Annotated in this window: 14 protein-coding genes; 5 read left to right on the forward strand and 9 right to left on the reverse strand. The window is 52.2% G+C overall.

What is annotated here, in order from left to right; translation table 11 throughout:
* Positions 1-158: 158 nt before the first annotated feature.
* Entirely contained in the window at positions 159-1,874 is a 1,716-nt protein-coding gene (locus ACKU4E_RS13350) for a tetratricopeptide repeat protein (RefSeq protein ID WP_320171574.1), read from the reverse strand.
* A 68-nt stretch (positions 1,875-1,942) separates the two neighbouring features.
* Positions 1,943-2,764: an SAM-dependent chlorinase/fluorinase gene (locus ACKU4E_RS13355; protein ID WP_320171575.1), complete on the reverse strand. Its 822-nt coding sequence runs from the start codon at positions 2,762-2,764 to the stop codon at positions 1,943-1,945.
* A 449-nt stretch (positions 2,765-3,213) separates the two neighbouring features.
* Here ACKU4E_RS13355 and argS point away from each other — a divergent pair, with 449 nt between their 5' ends.
* The 5 genes from argS (at position 3,214) to ACKU4E_RS13380 (ending at position 9,218) form a co-directional block, all read left to right on the forward strand.
* Positions 3,214-4,857, forward strand: a complete 1,644-nt coding sequence (gene argS, locus ACKU4E_RS13360; RefSeq protein ID WP_320171576.1) for an arginine--tRNA ligase — start codon at positions 3,214-3,216, stop codon at positions 4,855-4,857.
* A gap of 148 nt (positions 4,858-5,005) precedes the next feature.
* Positions 5,006-5,740, forward strand: coding sequence for an SPOR domain-containing protein (locus ACKU4E_RS13365; RefSeq protein WP_320171577.1), 735 nt, complete (start codon positions 5,006-5,008; stop codon positions 5,738-5,740).
* A gap of 408 nt (positions 5,741-6,148) precedes the next feature.
* Positions 6,149-7,486 carry an amino acid permease gene (locus ACKU4E_RS13370; protein ID WP_320171578.1) on the forward strand — a complete coding sequence of 446 codons (1,338 nt, stop codon included), beginning with the start codon at positions 6,149-6,151 and terminating at the stop codon, positions 7,484-7,486.
* Positions 7,487-7,569: 83 nt separating this feature from the next.
* On the forward strand, positions 7,570-8,520 hold the full coding sequence (locus ACKU4E_RS13375; RefSeq protein ID WP_320172639.1) for a cation diffusion facilitator family transporter: 951 nt from the start codon (positions 7,570-7,572) through the stop codon (positions 8,518-8,520).
* On the forward strand, positions 8,517-9,218 hold the full coding sequence (locus ACKU4E_RS13380; RefSeq protein ID WP_320171579.1) for a dienelactone hydrolase family protein: 702 nt from the start codon (positions 8,517-8,519) through the stop codon (positions 9,216-9,218). Before ACKU4E_RS13375 ends, ACKU4E_RS13380 begins: the two co-directional genes overlap by 4 nt.
* A 28-nt stretch (positions 9,219-9,246) precedes the next feature.
* On the opposite strand, the gene ACKU4E_RS13385 is transcribed toward ACKU4E_RS13380, so the two are convergent.
* The 7 genes from ACKU4E_RS13385 to nhaA all read right to left on the reverse strand — a co-directional run bounded on the left by ACKU4E_RS13385 (position 9,247) and on the right by nhaA (position 18,355).
* Complete coding sequence (locus ACKU4E_RS13385) at positions 9,247-9,756, reverse strand: nitroreductase family protein (RefSeq protein WP_320171580.1); 510 nt, start codon at positions 9,754-9,756, stop codon at positions 9,247-9,249.
* A 444-nt stretch (positions 9,757-10,200) separates the two neighbouring features.
* A complete protein-coding gene (locus tag ACKU4E_RS13390) occupies positions 10,201-11,307 on the reverse strand; it encodes an HD domain-containing phosphohydrolase (protein ID WP_320171581.1) in 1,107 nt (368 codons plus the stop codon).
* A 191-nt stretch (positions 11,308-11,498) separates the two neighbouring features.
* Complete coding sequence (locus ACKU4E_RS13395; protein ID WP_320171582.1) at positions 11,499-12,008, reverse strand: peptidylprolyl isomerase; 510 nt, start codon at positions 12,006-12,008, stop codon at positions 11,499-11,501.
* A 49-nt stretch (positions 12,009-12,057) separates the two neighbouring features.
* The gene (locus ACKU4E_RS13400; RefSeq protein WP_320171583.1) at positions 12,058-13,344 is read right to left on the reverse strand and encodes a DUF401 family protein; all 1,287 of its coding nucleotides are present in this window, start codon (positions 13,342-13,344) and stop codon (positions 12,058-12,060) included.
* Positions 13,345-13,491: 147 nt separating this feature from the next.
* Complete coding sequence (locus ACKU4E_RS13405; protein ID WP_320171584.1) at positions 13,492-16,179, reverse strand: PAS domain S-box protein; 2,688 nt, start codon at positions 16,177-16,179, stop codon at positions 13,492-13,494.
* A 149-nt stretch (positions 16,180-16,328) separates the two neighbouring features.
* Positions 16,329-16,994: a DUF3431 domain-containing protein gene (locus tag ACKU4E_RS13410; protein ID WP_320171585.1), complete on the reverse strand. Its 666-nt coding sequence runs from the start codon at positions 16,992-16,994 to the stop codon at positions 16,329-16,331.
* Positions 16,991-18,355, reverse strand: coding sequence for a Na+/H+ antiporter NhaA (gene nhaA / locus ACKU4E_RS13415; protein WP_320171586.1), 1,365 nt, complete (start codon positions 18,353-18,355; stop codon positions 16,991-16,993). Before nhaA ends, ACKU4E_RS13410 begins: the two co-directional genes overlap by 4 nt.
* Positions 18,356-18,368 lie beyond the last annotated feature (13 nt).

Consider the following 18,368-nt stretch of genomic DNA (forward strand, 5'->3'; position numbering starts at 1 on the left):
GGTTGTGGAGCCAAGACGATATTTCTTATGATATTTAAAAAGGGTTAATTTCTTTCTGCTGTAAGAATTCTCTAAAATAACATGGGATTCCAAAGGGTCGCGGACCCTTTGGCCGTCGGAGACGAAATCAAATGACCAAAAGCGCGAAGCGCAACATATCAAGGAATCATTTCAAGATTGCGCCTGGCAGCTTCATTGTGGGGGTCTGCGGCCAGGGCTCTGTGCAGCCACTCTTTTGCGGCCGGGAGGTCTCCGCGCATATAGTAAAGCAGCCCCATATTGACCATTGTGTTGGCATTGTTCGGGTCCAGTTGAAGGGCTTTCCTGTAATCCGCGAGCGCGAGGTCAAAGCGGCCCTGCTTGTGATAGCCTATCCCCCTGTTGGAATAGGCTGCGGCGTATTCGGGATTTACGGAAAGAGCCCGGCCGTAAAGCTCCATGGCACCGTCAACATCGCCCTGCCGGGAAAGAATGTTCGCGAGATTGGTCATGGCCTTGTAGTGGGACGGGTCGGCCTTGATTGCAGCCCGGTAGTATCCTGCGGCTTTGGGGTATTCCTTTTTGCGTTCCAGCAGGTTGGCGTAGTTGTAGTTCATGTGGTGGTTGTTTTCTGTGACATCCAGAGCCCGGAGATAGAGTGTTTCACTGTTTTTCCAGTACCCGGCCTGCACATACGCTCCGGCTAGCAGCAGGATAACGATCACCCCCCCTGCCCCGACAGCAGCCTTGCCGGGCAGACGCCCCTCACGCACCAGCGCGGCAACTCCGAAGGCCAGAACCATGTACAACCCCATGAACGGAATATAGGCATAGCGATCCGCCATGGCCTGATCCCCTACCTGCACCAGCCCGATAACCGGTACAAGGGTGCCGAGATACCATAGCCAGCCAACGACAGCTGCGGGAAATTTTCTGTATATCCGCAGACACGCAGCAGTAACAACAACAATAAACAACAAGGCCAGCAACGGCTTCCAGAGCGGAATTTCCTGCGGATAGGGATAGAAAACCGCAAGGTTTGCCGGGACGAACAGTTCCCGCAGATAGGCTACCCAGGAAACAAGGGCATTGGAAAGACGCAAAGAGAGCGGAAATGAAGCTGTGGACTGCATTGCTCCCCCACCCTCCTGAGCCAGCAGGGTGAGGACGGAAGAAAGAACGGAAAGAGCCAGCAGGGGAAGCTTTTCCAGAACAAGACCGGCCAGTTGCGGCAGAACCTTCCTGCCGGAAACCACCCTGCCAAGGGGCCATATATCAAGCAGGAAAAGGGCGGCCGGCAGGGTAACGGCCATGGGCTTGGCAAGAATGGCCATGCCGGTGAAAAAAAAGGTCAGCCCGTAGTTGGCAGGGCTGCGGTCACGGGCATAGGCAAGCCAGCCGTGCATGGCAGACAGCCAGAAGAAGGTGGAAAGCACGTCCTTGCGTTCCGCCACCCAGGCGACAGATTCTACGTGCACCGGATGAACGGCGAAAAAGGCGGCAGCAAAAAACGAGGGCAGCAGTCCGCCGCAGCGTAAATCCGCAGTTGACTTGAGCAGAAAAAAGAAAAGCAGCAGGACATTGCACAGGTGGAAAAAGACATTGACCAGATGACGGGCGCCCGGAGAATCCCCGAAAAGAGAGGTATCCAGCATGTGGGATATGATGGTCAGGGGATGATAGTTGGAAAGCTGAAAGGTGCTGAAAGCCCAGCCGATGTTGTCTGCGGAGAGTCCCTGCATGACCCGGGCGTTATTACTTACATAGCTGGTATCGTCATAGGTGACCAGTTCAAAACCGCCGCAACGTCCGTAAACGACAATGACCATTATTGAAAGCAGGGCTGCTGAAAGCAGTATTTTTTTTATATCCGGTCCGGCCTTTACAGCACTCATGGTTTCCGCCTGTTGTGGTTGATTTGAATATTTCTTTCGCATAACGTGGTCGATATCGGCAGGTATTCTTACAGGAAAACAGGCTTACGTCCGTTCCACTCCAGAAAAAGGGTGTCTCCCGGTTCAAGGCCGATCATTTCGGAAGCAGCACCTCGGTTGACTGCAAGTTCATAGTAACCCTGACTCCCGGCAATCAGTCCCATTACTCCGCTCTCCAGTTCGGCATAGCAGGAAACCCTGCGTATGCAGCAGCTGTCGTTACCGGAAAGAAGCAGATCCGGCGATATGGACATACGTTCCGGAAGGTTCTGACTATCCGGGATATTCAGCACGAGATTGCCGAACCGGTCCTTGTGCAGCACGGTTGCCAGCACGCCGTCAGTTCGCCAGTGCGGTCTGTTCATACCGGTCCTGACCATGTCGCGCAGGGGCAGCTTCGGCCCCAGTTCCTCCAGCGAAACGCCGCCGACAATCTCTGCTGCAATCGGCGCGAAAATGTCCCGACCGTGAAAAGTGGCCGAACTGTGCATTCTGGCCGCAGCTTCGCTGAGATCGGTCAGGATGGCGGTCCCGCGGAATTTATCCTCGGCCAGTTCAAGAACCCCGTTATCCGGTGCCAGTACCGTCCTGCCGCCGAACTCCGCCCCGATGATGCGGCGTCCACTGCCCACACCGGGATCGACAACAACTATAAAAACAGTGTCGCCGGGAAAATGTTCCATGGCGGCAGCCAGAAAAAAAGCGGCCTGGGAAATACAGAACGGCTCCACTCCGTGGCTGACGTCAATAACAGGGGACTCGGGTGCACGCGCAGCCAGCACCCCTTTCATCTGCCCCACGTAGGGGTCATCCAAGCCGAAGTCCGTAAGTAACGCAATTGGTCTGCCCATCTGCCTGCCTCTGTACGGAAAACATTTTCCGAATACATTGGAAGTTTATTCGATTATTTCCGGAGCCATGATAACCGCAGAAAAATAATGCCGAAACGCCTGAATCCGAATAACTGACCGCGCCATGATAACCATCTTCCCCGGCCCAGTACAGCCCCTTTGAAATCCGGAACGGTTTAAATGTGTTGGTTTATAACCAGACGGCAACTGCCGATCCAACTGTCAGTCAGCACACATTCTCCTTTGTGCGGAGCAATTTTTTACTGTATCAATGAAAAGTCAATGATGATACGGCCCGGATTGCCGTTTCGGCCCGTCAATGAAGACTTGGAAGCCGCAAGGAAAGATGGTAAGCGAAGCTTGCCGCAAAGCCGCAAACAGCACGGAAGGGCGAATACAGAGCCTCCGTGGCTGTCTTTCATAATTCCACAAGGAGATTTCAATCCGCAATGAAAGCTAAACAACATCTTGAAAAAGTACTCGGTTCCATTCTTGAATCCAAGGGATGGGAATGGCCTGAAAAGGCTGTGATCGAACCGCCTAAAGATAATAAATTCGGTGATATGTCTGCAAATATAGCCATGATGCTTTCCAAGCAGGCCAAAATGAATCCGCGAGCAATCGCCGAAGAAATAAAGAACGGACTCGAAGGCGACAAATATATAGAGAAAACAGACATCGCCGGCCCTGGATTCCTGAATTTCACATTTTCCGAATCATTCTGGCAGGATATAATTTCCGATGTTCTTGAAAAAGGTGCGGACTACGGCCGCAGCGAAATCGGAAAGGGTACCAGAATACAGGTGGAATACGTTTCCGCCAACCCCACCGGCCCCCTGCACATCGGCCACGGACGCGGTGCCGCCATCGGCGACTGTCTGGTCCGCATACTGGACTTCACCGGTTTCGATGTTGAGGCTGAATACTACGTCAACGATGCCGGACGCCAGATGCTCATTCTCGGCAACTCCATCTGGGTCCGCCTCCAGCAGTCTCAGGGACGCGATATTCCCGACCCCGAAGATTTCTACAAGGGTGATTACATAAAGGACATCGCAGCCGAAGTCCTTGAACTGAATCCCACCATCCTTGATATGACGGAAGAGGAATCCGTGGCTATCTGCCGTGAATACGGCATGAACCAGATTCTTGAAGGCATCAAGAAAGACCTCGCCGCATTTGATGTGCGCCACGATGTATGGTTCTCGGAAAAAAGTCTTGTTTCCGCCGGAAAAGTGGAAGAAACCTTTGCCGACCTCAAAAAACGCGGCATGGCTTACGAAAAGGACGGAGCCCTCTGGTTCCGGTCCACGGATCTTGGCGACGACAAGGACCGCGTCCTGCGCAAATCAAACGGCGATCTGACCTATTTCGCATCGGACATCGCCTACCATGACGACAAGTATAAACGCGGTTTTGACGTGGTCGTGGACATCTGGGGTGCTGACCATCACGGTTATATTCCCCGCATGCAGGCTGCAGTGGAGGCCCTCGGCAAAAAGGGACAGCTTGATGTAATTCTCGTCCAGCTGGTCAACCTGCTGCGCGGCGGCGAACAGATTGCCATGTCCACCCGCGCTGGTAAATTCGAAACACTTGAAGACGTGGTAAATGAAGTAGGCCGCGATGCTTCCCGGTTCATGTTCCTGTCCCGCAAGAGCGACAGTCATCTGGATTTCGACCTTGATCTGGTCAAACAGAAGACCATGGACAACCCGGTCTATTACGTACAGTACGCCCATGCGCGCATCTGCTCGATTATCCGCAAGGCCGCCGAGCAGGGTATCAACATTCCCGCTACGGATGCGGCAGCACTGTCCTCCCTGAACAATGCGGAAGAACTTGCGCTGATGAAACTCATGGACCAGTTTGCCGATGTTGCCGAAAGCGCAGGCAGAAACATGAGCCCGCACGTAATAAGCTTCTATCTGCGGGACCTGGCCGGAGCTCTGCACAGATTTTACAGCATGCACCACATCCTCTCCGCCGAAGGCGAGGTTGTGGAAGCAAGGCTCGTGCTGCTGCAGGCCGTGGCAACAACTCTCGCCAACGGCTTGAAACTGCTCGGGGTATCCGCTCCTGAACGCATGTAACTGAATTGAAAACAGGCTGCCCTGAACGGCACACGGTAAAAAACGGCAGGATTCCCGGTTGAGGCTGATTTTCAGCAGAGACCGGGCAGAGCTGTCGTCTCCGCCGTGATTAGAACCGTTCGGGTCAGCCGCTAAATCGGAGATCGTGATGGCTGCTTCCACAGGAAAAAAGAAGACCGCAAACAATCAGGAAAAAACATACACATTCACCTTCACGGTACCGGAAATGATCGGTCTGTGTGCCGGTAGTGTGGCGGCTCTGTGCGCATTCTTTATCCTGGGCATACTGCTCGGCCGCGGCTACCAGCCGGAGAACGATGTGCCGGAACTGGCCATGATGATGCCCGGCCAGTCGGCCAACAGCTCCGGAGAAATAAAGGGCGGTGTGCTGAAGCCCGAGGAATTGAGCTATATCGATCAGCTCAAGAAAAAGCCTGAATCTGCTGTCCGCCAGGAACCGGCAGAAGAAAAGCAAAGCGCAACCCCCAAGGCTGCCGCAGCAAAACCTGCGGACAAGCCGGCCCCCAAAGCCGAAGCTCCTGCCCAGCCCGCCGCTGTTGCGCAGACTCCCCCTGCCGCACAGGCACAGCCGGAACCTCCGGTTGAAATGGACAATCCGCAGGCAACCACCCTGCCGACCTACAATTATATCTATCAGGCAGCCTCTTTCGGAGACGAGATAAGGGCCAGAGATTTCAGCGACAAACTGATAGCAAACGGACTTGACGCCTATGTTGAACCGGGAAAAAGCGGCACCAGAACATGGTACCGTGTTTTCGTCCGCCATACCGGAACACCGGAATCAACGGACGCCATGAAAAGTGTGCTTCGCAAGTTCGGGATCAAAAAACCTCTGCTGAAAAGCAAGGTGGCGGCGTCCTGACCGGATGTCGTCGCGCTAGACTACCCACATTTGCTGTGGCTATTTCCGAAAGCTCCCCACGCTTTGTGTTAGAGTTACAGCTTTCAAAACAACTCCTATAAACTAATAAGGATTCCAAAGGGGATTATCCCCTTTGGCTGCCAGAGGCGAAATTAAATTATCAAAAGCGCGAAGCGCATCAAAAAAAGCCCCACCGATCCCTGTTAAACCGATTTGTATCATTCTGTTACCGACTGATGTCTAACTCATTATTTTTTGCATCCGCTGCTGCCTCCGCATACGTGCAGCCCAATAATACTCTTGCTCAATTTTGCTGATTCGTGCTTAAATCCTTCCGCATGGATTCAACCTGACTGCAATCCGAAATAGCAAAAACAACCGGTACCCGCTGCCAAAAGGAGAATGTAGATGTCGGCTGAGCATAAGAAAATGGGTGTTATCGCCTGTACGGCAGTTGTGGCCGGAAACATGATGGGATCCGGCATAGCCCTGCTCCCGGCAAACCTCGCCGCCATAGGCAGCATTTCCCTCATAGGATGGGGAGTGGCTCTCCTCGGCGCGCTGGCTCTTGCCTACGTTTATTCAAGGTTGGGCATGGAGGATCCGCAGGAAGGCGGTCCCATCGCCTATTCCGGCGAAGTTGCACCTATTCTCGGATACCAGTCCGGGCTGCTCTACTACCATGCAAACTGGATTGGAAACCTTGCCATTGCCATCACCGGTGTGGACTATCTTTCTGTATTTTTCCCGGCACTTCAGGACCCGGTCATGTCCGGGATCACTTCCATAGCCATTATCTGGCTGTTCACCGGCATAAACATTCTCGGCGCGGACTGGATAGGGCGGCTGGTATCCATAGGCGTAGTATTACTGCTCATTCCGGTGATTGTTACCGGCACAGCGGGGTGGATGTTCTTTGACGCATCCCAGTTCAACGCGAACTGGCTGGTCAAGGGCCAGACGCCCGACTCTGCCGTGCTGGCGGCCATCATTCTCTGCATCTGGAGCTTCATCGGCGTGGAAAGTGCCGCGGTGAACACCGCCGTGGTCAAAGACCCCAAAAGGACGATACCCTTGTCCACAATGATAGGCACAGCCCTTGCCGGACTGGTCTACATTCTTTCCTGTACAGCCATATCGGGCATGTTCCCTGCGGACAAGATGGCTGCTTCCGGAGCACCTTTCTCTATGGCCATGGGGCATATCTGCGCAAGCCTGCCTTTTGCGCAATACGTTCCGAAACTTGTTTCGGCTGTCACCGCCTTTGCCTGCCTGGCATCGCTCGGCTCCTGGATGATGCTGGTATCACAGGCCGGAAGCAGAGCCGCAAGCGACGGAACCCTGCCGGAAATTTTCGGCCGCAAAAACAATCACGGCACCCCGGTAATGGGGCTTATACTTTCCTCGATCATGATGAGCATCCTGCTTGTAGTGCTCATGCTGGTTTCCAAGGGTGGAAATACCCAGTCCCTGTTCGGCAACATCGCCTCCATCGCCGTGCTGCTGACCCTGCCTCCGTATTTCTACTCCGCACTCAACCTGCTGCGCCGCTACGGTTTCCATGCCAAGCGGGCCTGGCTGCAGATTACCTCGGCTCTGCTGGCCTGCGGATTCTGCCTTGTGGCGCTTTCCGGAGCGGCCAAAGATGCGCTTATCGGCTGCATGATCGTCATGCTGTGCACGTTCATCTTTTACGTCGGAAAGGACCGCACCGAATTCGAACGCAAGATCAGACAGGAGTCCTGAGTACTGACTGAAGGAAACTTTTAATCGCGGATACGGACACATTGCATTCCGTATCCGCGAAAACCGGCAAACTCCGCACGCCTATGCCTGAATCACCAAAGAAATATATTTATTATTCACTGACAGCCTCCATCGTCACCATGGTTCTCAAAACATGGGCCTGGTACATGACCGACTCGGTCGGTCTGCTCTCGGACGCACTGGAAACTCTGGTCAACCTGTCCGCGGGCATGCTGGCGCTCGCCTCGCTCAACCTGGCCCTCAAACCGGCGGACGCCGCCCATACCTACGGACACGGCAAGGCCGAATATTTCTCCAGCGGTGCGGAAGGCATGCTTATCCTCATCGCCGCGGTAGGAATCGTCTATGCTTCTGTCGAACGCTTCGCCAACCCTGCGGTTCCGGACAATCTCGGTCCCGGCCTGTTCATCGCGCTTCTTTCATCGGTCGTGAACTTCGTAACCGCCCGGATCATGCTCAAGGGAGCAAAAATACATGATTCCATAATTCTGGAAGCTGACGCAAAACACCTGCTCACCGATGTATGGACATCCGTGGGGCTGGTGGCCGGACTGGGGATCATGCTGTTCACACCGCCTGCATGGTCGGTAATCGACCCGATTATCGCGCTCATTATGGCCGGTAACATCGTATTCACCGGATTTTCACTGATCAGAAGATCGTATTCCGGACTGATGGACAACACCCTTCCGCAGGAAGAACTGCTCGTCATAGACAATGCCATACGCAGATGCGGAGGACAGGATGCGCTCTACCACGGACTGCGCACCCGCAAGGCGGGATCGGACCGCTTTGTCGATTTCCACCTGCTGCTTCCCGGAGAATCCACCATCGCCAGCTCCCATGAACTGTGCTCGGAGATAGAAACCTGCATCAAGGATGAACTGAACAACTGTCAGGTAACCATACACGTGGAACCCAAGGAGGATGAATCCTCCTACGACTGTGAGGAAACCGGCGGGTTGTGCGGCTCACGGATCAGACTTGACGAAAAGATCGGCAGCGGGAAATGACAACGCGATCCAAAACAGTCCGGCAGTTTCATGAAGGCATTGAATTGGAGCATGTCCTGATTTCGCCCGCCGAAGACGGACCTCACCCGGCAGTACTGCTCATCCACGAATACACCGGGCTCGATAAAGCCACTCTGGGACATGCCGAACGACTCGCCGAAGCGGGCTTCACGGTACTGGCGGCAGATTTCTACGGGCGAGACAACCTTCCGGCGGATATTGAACAGGCCCGGTCAATACACCGTTTATATCGCAACGACAGGCTGCTCATGCGCAAAAGGGCATGCGCCTGTCTGCAAACGCTGCTGAAATGCCCGGAAGCGGACTCCGACACAGTATTCGCCCTCGGCTTTTCATTCGGCGGAGGCTGCGCGCTTGAACTTGCCCGCACGGGCGCAAATCTGAAAGGCGCTGTAAGCGTATACGGATATCTTGATACCACCCACCCCGCAGCCGCAGGCGATGTAAAATGCCCTCTGCTGGCAATATATGTTGAAAACGACCCCGTGGTCCCCGAAGAGCATTTGCTCCAATTCAAAGGGGAGATAAACGATTCTGAAATCGTCTGCAGAATAATCAGGGTGAAAGATTCGAAACACGGGTTTGCAAAACCGGATTCGGATTGTTTTGACGCCAGGCAGGCGGAGCAGATGTGGTCAACAGTGCTGGAATGGATGAAACAAAGCCCCGGCACCTGAGCACCGGGGCAGAAATTTATGTAGACAGCTACCAGTTGTTTCTGTGAACCCGTTCTTCCTTGTAGCGGTCCTTTTTCTTGGATTCCTGATCCGGCCAGCCGATAACCAGAAATCCCAGCGGGATGACCTGCTCGGGAAGATTGAAAAGTTTTTTGTAGCCCTGCACCCGCTCCTCAATGGGATGTATACCGGTCCAGACAGCGCCCAGTCCGCTGGCACGCACAGCTAGCAGCAGGTTCTCTGTTGCGGCGGAGCAGTCCTGCACCCAGTATCCGGCGTATTTTTCCAGACTTAAATCGCCGCAGACAAGAATACCGAGCGGAGCCTTCTTGGCCATTGCGGCGTACTGGTTGATGTCCGAAACAGCATCCAGCTTTTCCCGGTCATCCACAACAATGAACTGCCACGGCTGCGCATTTCCGGCACTCGGAGCCATCATCGCCGCGCCGAGCAGCTTGCTGATCAACTCTTCACTTACCGGTTTATCCTCATATTTCCTGATACTTCTGCGGCTGTAAATAGCTTCAAAGACATCCATTTTTCAATCTCCTGCATGTTGATTTCTACGATGGCGCAATCTTAACTGAATTTATTATCTGCAATATCATACTTTTTGCTGAATTTCATTCACTCAATACACGTAAACCTGCTGTTGCGTCAGGAAAAACTCTTCCCGGCCTAAAAAAATACAAATTCTACTTGCATTTCAATCAATCTGTTGTATTCTACCAATAATCACACCCCTGATTTGGTTGAAACAGTAAAGTTCCTTACAGTCCAACCCCTTTGATGGCGGTGCCGAAATCCTCCCTCGACAAAGACTCGGTGCCGCCATCTTTTTTTTGTCCAAAAAATGGCTTCGCCCTGTGGATCAATTGCCGCAGAGGGTCACGTTGAAAAATATATAAGGAAAATGAAAAAACTGAGCCATGTTTAAAAAACATGGCTCGCAGGGATGTAATGGTGGAAGCCGCTTAACGGATCATCCGTCAGGGAACTCGCGGCGCAGATTGAGGATTTCGTCTATATCGCCAAAAAAAAGATCTGTAAGGAACGGGTCGAACTGCTTACCCTTCGATTCCATGAAATATTCTTTTATCCGTTCAATATCCCATGCTTTTTTATAAACACGCTCGCTGCCCAAAGCATCAAATACATCTGCAATGGCGGTAATGCGGCCGTATACGTGCACGTCTTCACCGGAAATTCCACGGGGATAACCCAGTCCATCCCAGCGTTCATGGTGCTCATAGGCTACAATGGCAGCGGCCTTGATGATGGGGCGGTCAGAATGCTTAAGAATTTCATGCCCGATGGTTGTGTGGGACTCGATTATCTTTCTTTCTTCAGGGGTAAGTTTTCCGGGCTTGTTGAGGATGGTGTCCGGTATGCCTATCTTGCCCACATCGTGCATGGGGGATGCAAGCCGCAGCAATTGCGCCTCTTCATCGCTCATACCGTTACGCAGGGCCAGAATATAGGATAGCTCGGCCACCCTGCGCACATGATTGGCAGTCTCGTTGGAGCGGTTTTCAACAACTTCGCCAAGGGTCAGGATTATTTCCTTCTGAGTTTCAATGACCTCATCCTGAATGGCCATGAGCGCATCCTGAGTCTCCCGGCGGACTTTAACCTCCCGGCGGAGGTCTTCGGTCCGTTTTTCAACCTCGGCTTCAAGATGCTCCTTGTAGCGCCTGTTTTCCTTGATCAGCCTCGCCCGTTCCAATCCCTGGCCCAGCACATGTTCGAGGATACTCAAATCCACGATCGGCTTGGTGACAAAATCCCAGGCTCCCAGACGAACGGCATTGATGGCGTCCTGAATAAGTCCGGCTCCGGAAACAACTATAATCGGGGTGTCCGGGCTTTCCGTGGTTACGGCCTTGAGCACTTCAAAACCGTCGACCTTGGGCATGTTCAGGTCAACCAGCACGGCATCCGGATTTTCTTTCCTGAAAACATCCAGTCCCTCTTCCCCGTCACCGGCTCCGATTATCTCAAAACCTGAATCGCTGAGATAATCGCTTATGGTTTCACGGACAAAAGATTCATCATCAATTACAAGAATTGTTAAATCAGAATTATCCAAAAGTTACCCCTGGTGCTTTATGCGGAAAATTTACTTTCTCCTCCGGACCGGCAAATCAGAAAACAAAAATAACTACTGACTAAAATTCTTATTAAAAAGGGCCGAAAAATCAAGTCCGCAAAACAAAAAACAGTGCCGGAAAGCAAATTACTTTCCGGCACTGCCCTAAAAACTATCAGATAAGGCTTTAATCAGTCGTCAAAGCGCTTCATGGAGATGATGCTGACCGGATCAACCGGGACATCATCCATGGGACCGTAGGAGCGGGTTTTTACCTTTTTGATCTTCTCAACAGCTTCCATGCCGTCAACCACCTTTCCGAATACGCAGTATCCCCAGCCCTGAGGATTCTTGCCGGTGTGGTCCAGAAAGCCGTTATCCTTAACGTTGATGAAAAACTGTGCAGTAGCGGAATGGGGGTCCATGGTGCGGGCCATAGCAAGGGTTCCCAGCTCATTTTTAAGGCCGTTGTCTGCTTCGTTTTCAACAGGCTCATGGGTATCCTTCTGTTTCATGGAAAAATCGAACCCGCCGCCCTGAATCATGAAGTTATTGATAACCCTGTGAAAAAGGGTTCCTTCATAGAATCCTTCATCTACATAACGCAGAAAATTTTCCACTGTCTTGGGTGCTTCCTTCTCGAAAAGCTCAATGAGCACTTCGCCTTCAGGGGTTTCCATCAGTACCATGGGATTGGCCATATTATATTCCTCCGATTTTTTCTTAGCATTAATTCAAGGGAAGTTACCCTTACAATAAAATGAAAAAGTAAGCTACTCCGAGCATCATGAGTACGAGGCTGGGAACGGCAACCTGCTTCCATGAGGAATACATGTCAACCTTGAAGTATTCGCAGGTAAGCAGAAAGCATATGTGCAGCGGCGACGCCATTATCCCGGAAAAACCTGAAAACATGCACAGCACCATCCAGGCGGGCAATTGGTCGGAAAGTCCGGAGGCATGAACTAGTCCTACGACCAGAGGCATGGCGGAGCCGACAAAGGCCATGGTGATCCCGGAAATGAATCCTACGAGGAAAGGCACCAGAACCGCCGCCGCGACAAGTGCTGTCTCCCCTCCGGCCATGCGCGAAAGTTCATCAATCAAACCGCTTGCGCCCAGAATATCCTTGAACACGAAAACACAGAGAATCATGAATACCATGTTCAGGAACCGTTTTTCCAGCAATAGCGAGCGGACAAGCGGCAGGGAACCGGGATTGGCAAAAACTACGCACAGCACTGCCGCTGTCAGGGCGAGCACGATTCCGGACTCGAAAGGAATGTCCGGAAAAAGCGCGGCCAGCGTCCCTTCAAAAAAAAGCGCTCCGACGATGGCGGTTATGAGCGGCAGCCCTTCAACAAGAATTCTTCTGACTCCGGTCCTGGCAGGTCCATCTCCCTGTGAATTACCGTTATTGGCCATAGGCAGCACAGACGGCCGCAGGAAGAAAAACCAGCCGAGCGCAATACACGCCAGAGACCCCGGAAAAGTATAGCTGATGAGCTTGAAGATGGGCATGGAGCAAAGTGCCGCAGCCAGAATCATTCCCGGATAGAGCGGCCAGGTAAGTTCCCAGACATGACGGAACCAGTAGTTGATGACCGCCTTTTCCCTTGAGGAAACATCCAGTCCTCCGGCTGCCTCCTGAATCATGGGAGCTGAAAAAATGGCACCTCCGGGCATGGGCAGAAGACCGATCAGGGCCGGAAAAAACACCAGCCGCAACCGGGGGCTGCGCAGATACCCGGTCAGGGATTCCATAATTCTGGAAGCCTGTCCCGTGCGTTCAAGCAAGCCGCTAAGCACCATGATAAGAGCCACAATCAGGGCAAGAAACAGGGTTTTGGAGTCAGCCAGGGCACTGAGCGAAACCTGAATGAAACTGCCCGCCCCCATGGAGGTGAATACGGCCATGACCACCGCACCTATGAGTATTGAAGGACCGACTCCAAGGCGCATCCTTATTCCGACAAGCATGCATGCAAAGACTGAAATAATCTTGATAAGAGGTAAAAAACCGGCGAGGAAATCCATTGGGAACCTTCTATGTGAAAATCAGATTATTAAGGAAAGAAAATCGGCGGAAGAACGACTGACAGCAAAGAGCATGACACCAAGAAAGAGAAATTGCAAAGAGAGAATGGATGGCCCATAGCCACACAGAATGAAGATGTACCCGAATCAGCAGTCCTCTCCATCCCGGTAACGAGGAACAGTTATGGTGATGCAGGTTTCATTTTTCTGATCGGACGTCTCCATGCTGATGGAATAATTCATGGTCTCCGCCATCAGCCGGGCAGAATAGGTTCCAAGACCGGTTCCAGAACTTTTACCGGAAGTAACGTATTTATGGAAGAACGTGTCTCGTATTTCCGGTGGAACAGCGCCTTTGTTGCAAAACGAAATAGTTACCGGATCACCGTCAGTTATGGATATGCGCACCATCTCGTTCTTGGGAGAGGCCTCCAGCGCATTGATAAGCAGCCCGGAAAAAAGCGAGTAAATCAATCTGTCCTCGCCGCAGACCAGCAGCCCCGAATTTTCATCGTCCTCCGCGCCGTTAACAGCGATGCTGATACCGACCTTGCCGGACGTGAACCTTGTACGGCTCTGGGCAACAACTGTCCGGGCAATCTCCGCAACATCGACCAGTACCGGGGAATAAACATATTTTCCGGTTTCCATCTTGAACATGTCCAGGGACATCTCGACCATGGCCAGCATGTTCCTGCCGGACTCCTCGATTATCCTGAGCAACCGCAGCTGGTCTTCCGTCAGGTTGTCGTCCATGCACAAGAGTCCCGGCAGACCGATAATCCCGTTGAGCGGGGTCTTCAGGTCATGACGCATAATGAGGTCCACGTCATTCTTCAGCTGTTCCAGTTCCTTCTTGTCGTTAATGTCTTCCTTAACGGCAACATAGCTGACAATCTTTCCATTGGAATCATATACCGGCGAAATGGATGCGGACTCCCAGTAAAGAGAACCGTCCTTGCGCCTGTTGGCAACTTCACCCCGCCAGGTTTCCCCGGAGGTGACTGTGTTCCACAGATTCTCGTAAAACTCTTCATCATGAATGCCGGATTTGAGGATACGCGGGTTGGCACCGATTGCTTCTTCCTTGGAATAACCGGTTTCAAATGAAAAATACGGGTTGACGTAACTTATGGTTCCCTCTGTATCCGTTATGACAACGGATACCGGAGCGTTTTCAATGGCTCTGGTCAGAACCTTGAGTTTTTCCTCACGCTCCTTGCGTTCCGTAATATCTATGGCAACGCCTTCAAATACATATTCATAGAGATCATAATCAAAAGTCATGTAACCGAAAATGGCCAGAAAACGCTCACTCCCATCCGGGGTCTCATATGAAATCTCGTACTCAGCGGTCTCGACATCACCGGCAAGGACTCTTTCGTTTGCCTCCAGAGCAACAGCCATGCTCTCCGGCTTTATATTCACCACATCACTCCATCTTCGTCCCAGTCCGTTTTCAGGAGGGCCGTAGCCGAGCATTTCAAATCCTTCGCTCAGCCGGATGAATTCACCGAAAATTGTGTGCGAGAAGAAAATAAACTTACTGCTGAGCTTTTTGGTTATATGGTCGAAACGGGTCTTTGACTCAACCAGTTCATTCTCAATCAGTTTCCTCTCGGTAATGTCGTGCACAGTTCCGTATGAACGTTCCGCTCGTCCGTCTTCGCCATAATCGAACCGCCCCTGCACGGAAACATATCTGACCTCACCGTCAGGCCTCACGATCCTGTGATCAATATGATAAGGCTCTCCGCTCTTCATGGAATCACGATAAGCCTCGTTGGCTACGCGGCGGTCAGCGTTATGGATACGTTTTAAAATTGTCCGTTGGGTAGGGACATCATACCCACTGATCAGCCCGAAAATCCTGTATGTTTCGTTGGACCACCATATCTTTTTATCCCGCAGGTCAACGCTCCAGTTGCCCAGATGGGCAATGGACTGGGCCTCATTCAGACTTTCCCTGCTCCGCTCAACCTCGGCATTTTTGCTGACGACCTTTACCGCTGCAAAAGACCCGCCGACAACGAGAAGCAGTATCACCAGATGAACCAGCGAAGAATTCGGAGGTAAATTGCTCCAGCCGTTCAAAGGAAGCGCCGCAATTTCCCAACTGCCCGAAGCAAGGGCTACCGGTTGCAGAACGGCTTTTGCCTCTGGATTGAAAAACTCGGGACCACCATAAAAAACAGCCCCCGAAGCCCCTTTTTCATCCACTCCGCGTATCGCCAGCCTTAGATTTCTGTTCGATTTTACTCCCGACTTAGCAAAAAGCAGATCGGCATCAATAACAGCTGAGACTATCCCCCAAAAAACCTCGCGCCTCTCCCCTCTCACAAACACCGGAACCCTTCCTACAAAGCCTTCCCCGCCGTGCGAAAATTTTACGGGACCGGCCATAATCATTTTTCCGGTCACTTCAGCCTGTTTGCATTTTTCCCATTGCTCAGGCTCCTTGCGGCAATCAAGCGCCAGAAACGCCTCGTTCCCTTTAAGAGGATGAACGTACCGGACAACATAATCAGGCGCCGCTGAAACATTGCGGATCTCATCGGAATTATACATCATTTCCTGAGAGTAATGATCGAAATCGGCTTTGGAAAAAGATGGGTTGAGGGAAATATAGTTGGCAAGACCTTGAATGATATAAAGATTACTGGCCACCTGTTTTTCTAATCTGGCCCTGATAACAGCGGTCTGCTGGTAAACATTCAATATCTGGTCGTTTCTGTAGCGCTGCAAAAGCTGATGCTGCAGGAATGCATCCAGCAGTATTGCAGTCAGAAATATTGCAGCCAGATATTTGGCGATTGACAGGGAGGTGTTTTTCATTAGGAATAATAGTGAGTTATCGACTCAAAAACGCCGGATTATCACTTTTCTTTCGCTTTGTATCAGCCTTCGTGTCCGGGCCGTCATGCCGCGAAAAAAAGGAAGTCCTTACTCTTTCAGAACAATTCCATATATCAAATTATAAAAACCTAGCCTAGCTCCGGATTGATGCTGCGGCTGCCGTTGAACACAACCTGCCACAACCTCTCAAAAGCGTGGCCGGTGTTGCGGGCATCTCCGGGGTCAGACTCGATAACACCCAGCGCTTTTTCATAAAAGTTCTTCGAACGGACGAGAATACGGTCCCTGCGGACCATGAATAATCCGGTGGCGGCACTTGCGATAAATTTTTCCGGAGGGGTGCGTTCAAAAAGTTTTTCATAAGTGTCTCCGACCGGGATATCACGCCCCCACCCGGCCCATTTACCTTTATTGGCCGGGTCGGCCATCTGGTGCGGTCTTCCGAGACGGTCACAGACAAGACGAAACCAGGCGAAACCCTTGAACGGGACATTGCGGTCAATGCAGTCCGCAATCAGTGAATTCAGCTTTGCGCAGTCCGCTCCTTCCTCCATATGGATAAAAGGAGCCCCCTGCAGAAAGACCAGAAATTCCGGAAAATCAGGATAGTTGCGCACAATGTGGGTCAGATAGGTATGGGACTCCCTTCCCACGTTGGGCAGAACCACGGCCCCTTCCACCGGACTCTCACCCTTATTGTACACCGTCGACGGACAGTCGAGAGCTTCAAGCCAGGAAAGCTCTTCGCTGTACCTTGCAATGACCGCGCTTACTTTTTCCCCGGAAAACTTCAAGAATTATCCCCGCTGCTGCATTCAAGGGACAACGGGCAGCTCCGCAGTACCAGAAAGCCGAGCAGCCCTGCCACCAGTGAAGCAGCCAGAATGCTGAACTTGGCATCCACGATGAACGGCGAGCTTTCTTCCCACGCCAGGGTGGCGATAAATATGGACATGGTAAAACCGATGCCGGCTAAAAGAGATGCCCCGAAAAAATGACCGGGAACCATGCTGCCAGGCATGTCCGCCACGCCGAGCTTTATGGCTATCCAACTTGCCAAACATATTCCTGCCGCCTTGCCGCCGATCAGCCCGAAAAAGATACCCATGCTCACAGGATGGAACAGATCAACTCCTCCGCCTCCGAAGTTTATCCCGGCATTGGCCAGAGCGAATACCGGCATAATCCCGAATGCGACCCAATAGTGCAGACCGTGCTCTATTCTCTTGAGTGGTGGAGCGGCCTTGATCACATCCCCGTGCATTGATCCGAGGGCGGAAAGCATACCCTTGTTTGAGAGGGTAACAGCGCCGCTTCCTGCCGCAGATTCATACTCGGAGACATGTCTGGTCATGGCTCCGACAAAATCGTTGCAGCATATTCTGGTGGAAGACGGAATGCTCATAGCTGCCAGCACACCGGCAACAGTGGCATGAACGCCGCTTTTCAGAAAAGCCAGCCACATCAGAACGCCGAGTACAAGATACGGCAGCGGAGACCTGACGCCCATGCGATTCAAAAAAAGCATTAAAACAAAGAACAGAAGTCCTACCCCGATTATCCAAACCGACACCCCTGTGGAGTAAAACACGGCGATAACCAGAATTGCTCCGATGTCGTCCACAATTGCCACTGCGGTCAGAAAAATCTTCAGGCTCGTGGGGACACGATTTCCGAGCATGGAAAGGACGCCGAGTGAAAAAGCTATATCGGTGGCCATGGGGATTCCCCAGCCGTCCGCGGAACTCGTGCCGGAGTTGAACAGGGCATAAACCACTGCCGGAACAACCATGCCGCCCACTGCCGCAAAAATGGGCAGTGACGCCTGTCGAAAGGAGTTCAGTTCCCCGACCAGAATCTCCCGCTTGATTTCAAGGCCCACAAGAAAAAAGAAGACTGCCATAAGCCCGTCATTAATCCAGAGTATAGCGGGCTTGGTAAGGACGAACTCCCCGGCGCCAACTGTCAGAGGGACATTTTTGAACGCTTCATAAAGATGGCCCCAGGGGGAATTAGCCCAGATCAAAGCAATGATCGTGGCAACGATGAGCACAACCCCGCCGGAGGATTCAACCTTAACAAACTCATAAAAGGGCTGCAGCATACGGTCTATTGCCAGCTGCTCCGTGCCTGCCTGCAACGGTTTTTCACTCATTGAAAGTCTCCAA

Origin of the sequence: Maridesulfovibrio sp. (assembly GCF_963677005.1) — a bacterium.
GTDB lineage: Bacteria > Desulfobacterota > Desulfovibrionia > Desulfovibrionales > Desulfovibrionaceae > Maridesulfovibrio.

Coding starts and splice junctions, on each gene's coding strand:
- argS (WP_320171576.1), top strand. CDS start 3,214: ATGAAAGCTAAACAACATCTTGAAAAAGTACTCGGTTCCATTCTTGAA.
- ACKU4E_RS13380 (WP_320171579.1), top strand. CDS start 8,517: ATGACAACGCGATCCAAAACAGTCCGGCAGTTTCATGAAGGCATTGAA.
- ACKU4E_RS13375 (WP_320172639.1), top strand. CDS start 7,570: ATGCCTGAATCACCAAAGAAATATATTTATTATTCACTGACAGCCTCC.
- ACKU4E_RS13370 (WP_320171578.1), top strand. CDS start 6,149: ATGTCGGCTGAGCATAAGAAAATGGGTGTTATCGCCTGTACGGCAGTT.
- ACKU4E_RS13350 (WP_320171574.1), bottom strand. CDS start 1,874: ATGAGTGCTGTAAAGGCCGGACCGGATATAAAAAAAATACTGCTTTCA.
- ACKU4E_RS13365 (WP_320171577.1), top strand. CDS start 5,006: ATGGCTGCTTCCACAGGAAAAAAGAAGACCGCAAACAATCAGGAAAAA.
- ACKU4E_RS13400 (WP_320171583.1), bottom strand. CDS start 13,344: ATGGATTTCCTCGCCGGTTTTTTACCTCTTATCAAGATTATTTCAGTC.
- ACKU4E_RS13385 (WP_320171580.1), bottom strand. CDS start 9,756: ATGGATGTCTTTGAAGCTATTTACAGCCGCAGAAGTATCAGGAAATAT.
- ACKU4E_RS13355 (WP_320171575.1), bottom strand. CDS start 2,764: ATGGGCAGACCAATTGCGTTACTTACGGACTTCGGCTTGGATGACCCC.
- nhaA (WP_320171586.1), bottom strand. CDS start 18,355: ATGAGTGAAAAACCGTTGCAGGCAGGCACGGAGCAGCTGGCAATAGAC.
- ACKU4E_RS13405 (WP_320171584.1), bottom strand. CDS start 16,179: ATGAAAAACACCTCCCTGTCAATCGCCAAATATCTGGCTGCAATATTT.
- ACKU4E_RS13395 (WP_320171582.1), bottom strand. CDS start 12,008: ATGGCCAATCCCATGGTACTGATGGAAACCCCTGAAGGCGAAGTGCTC.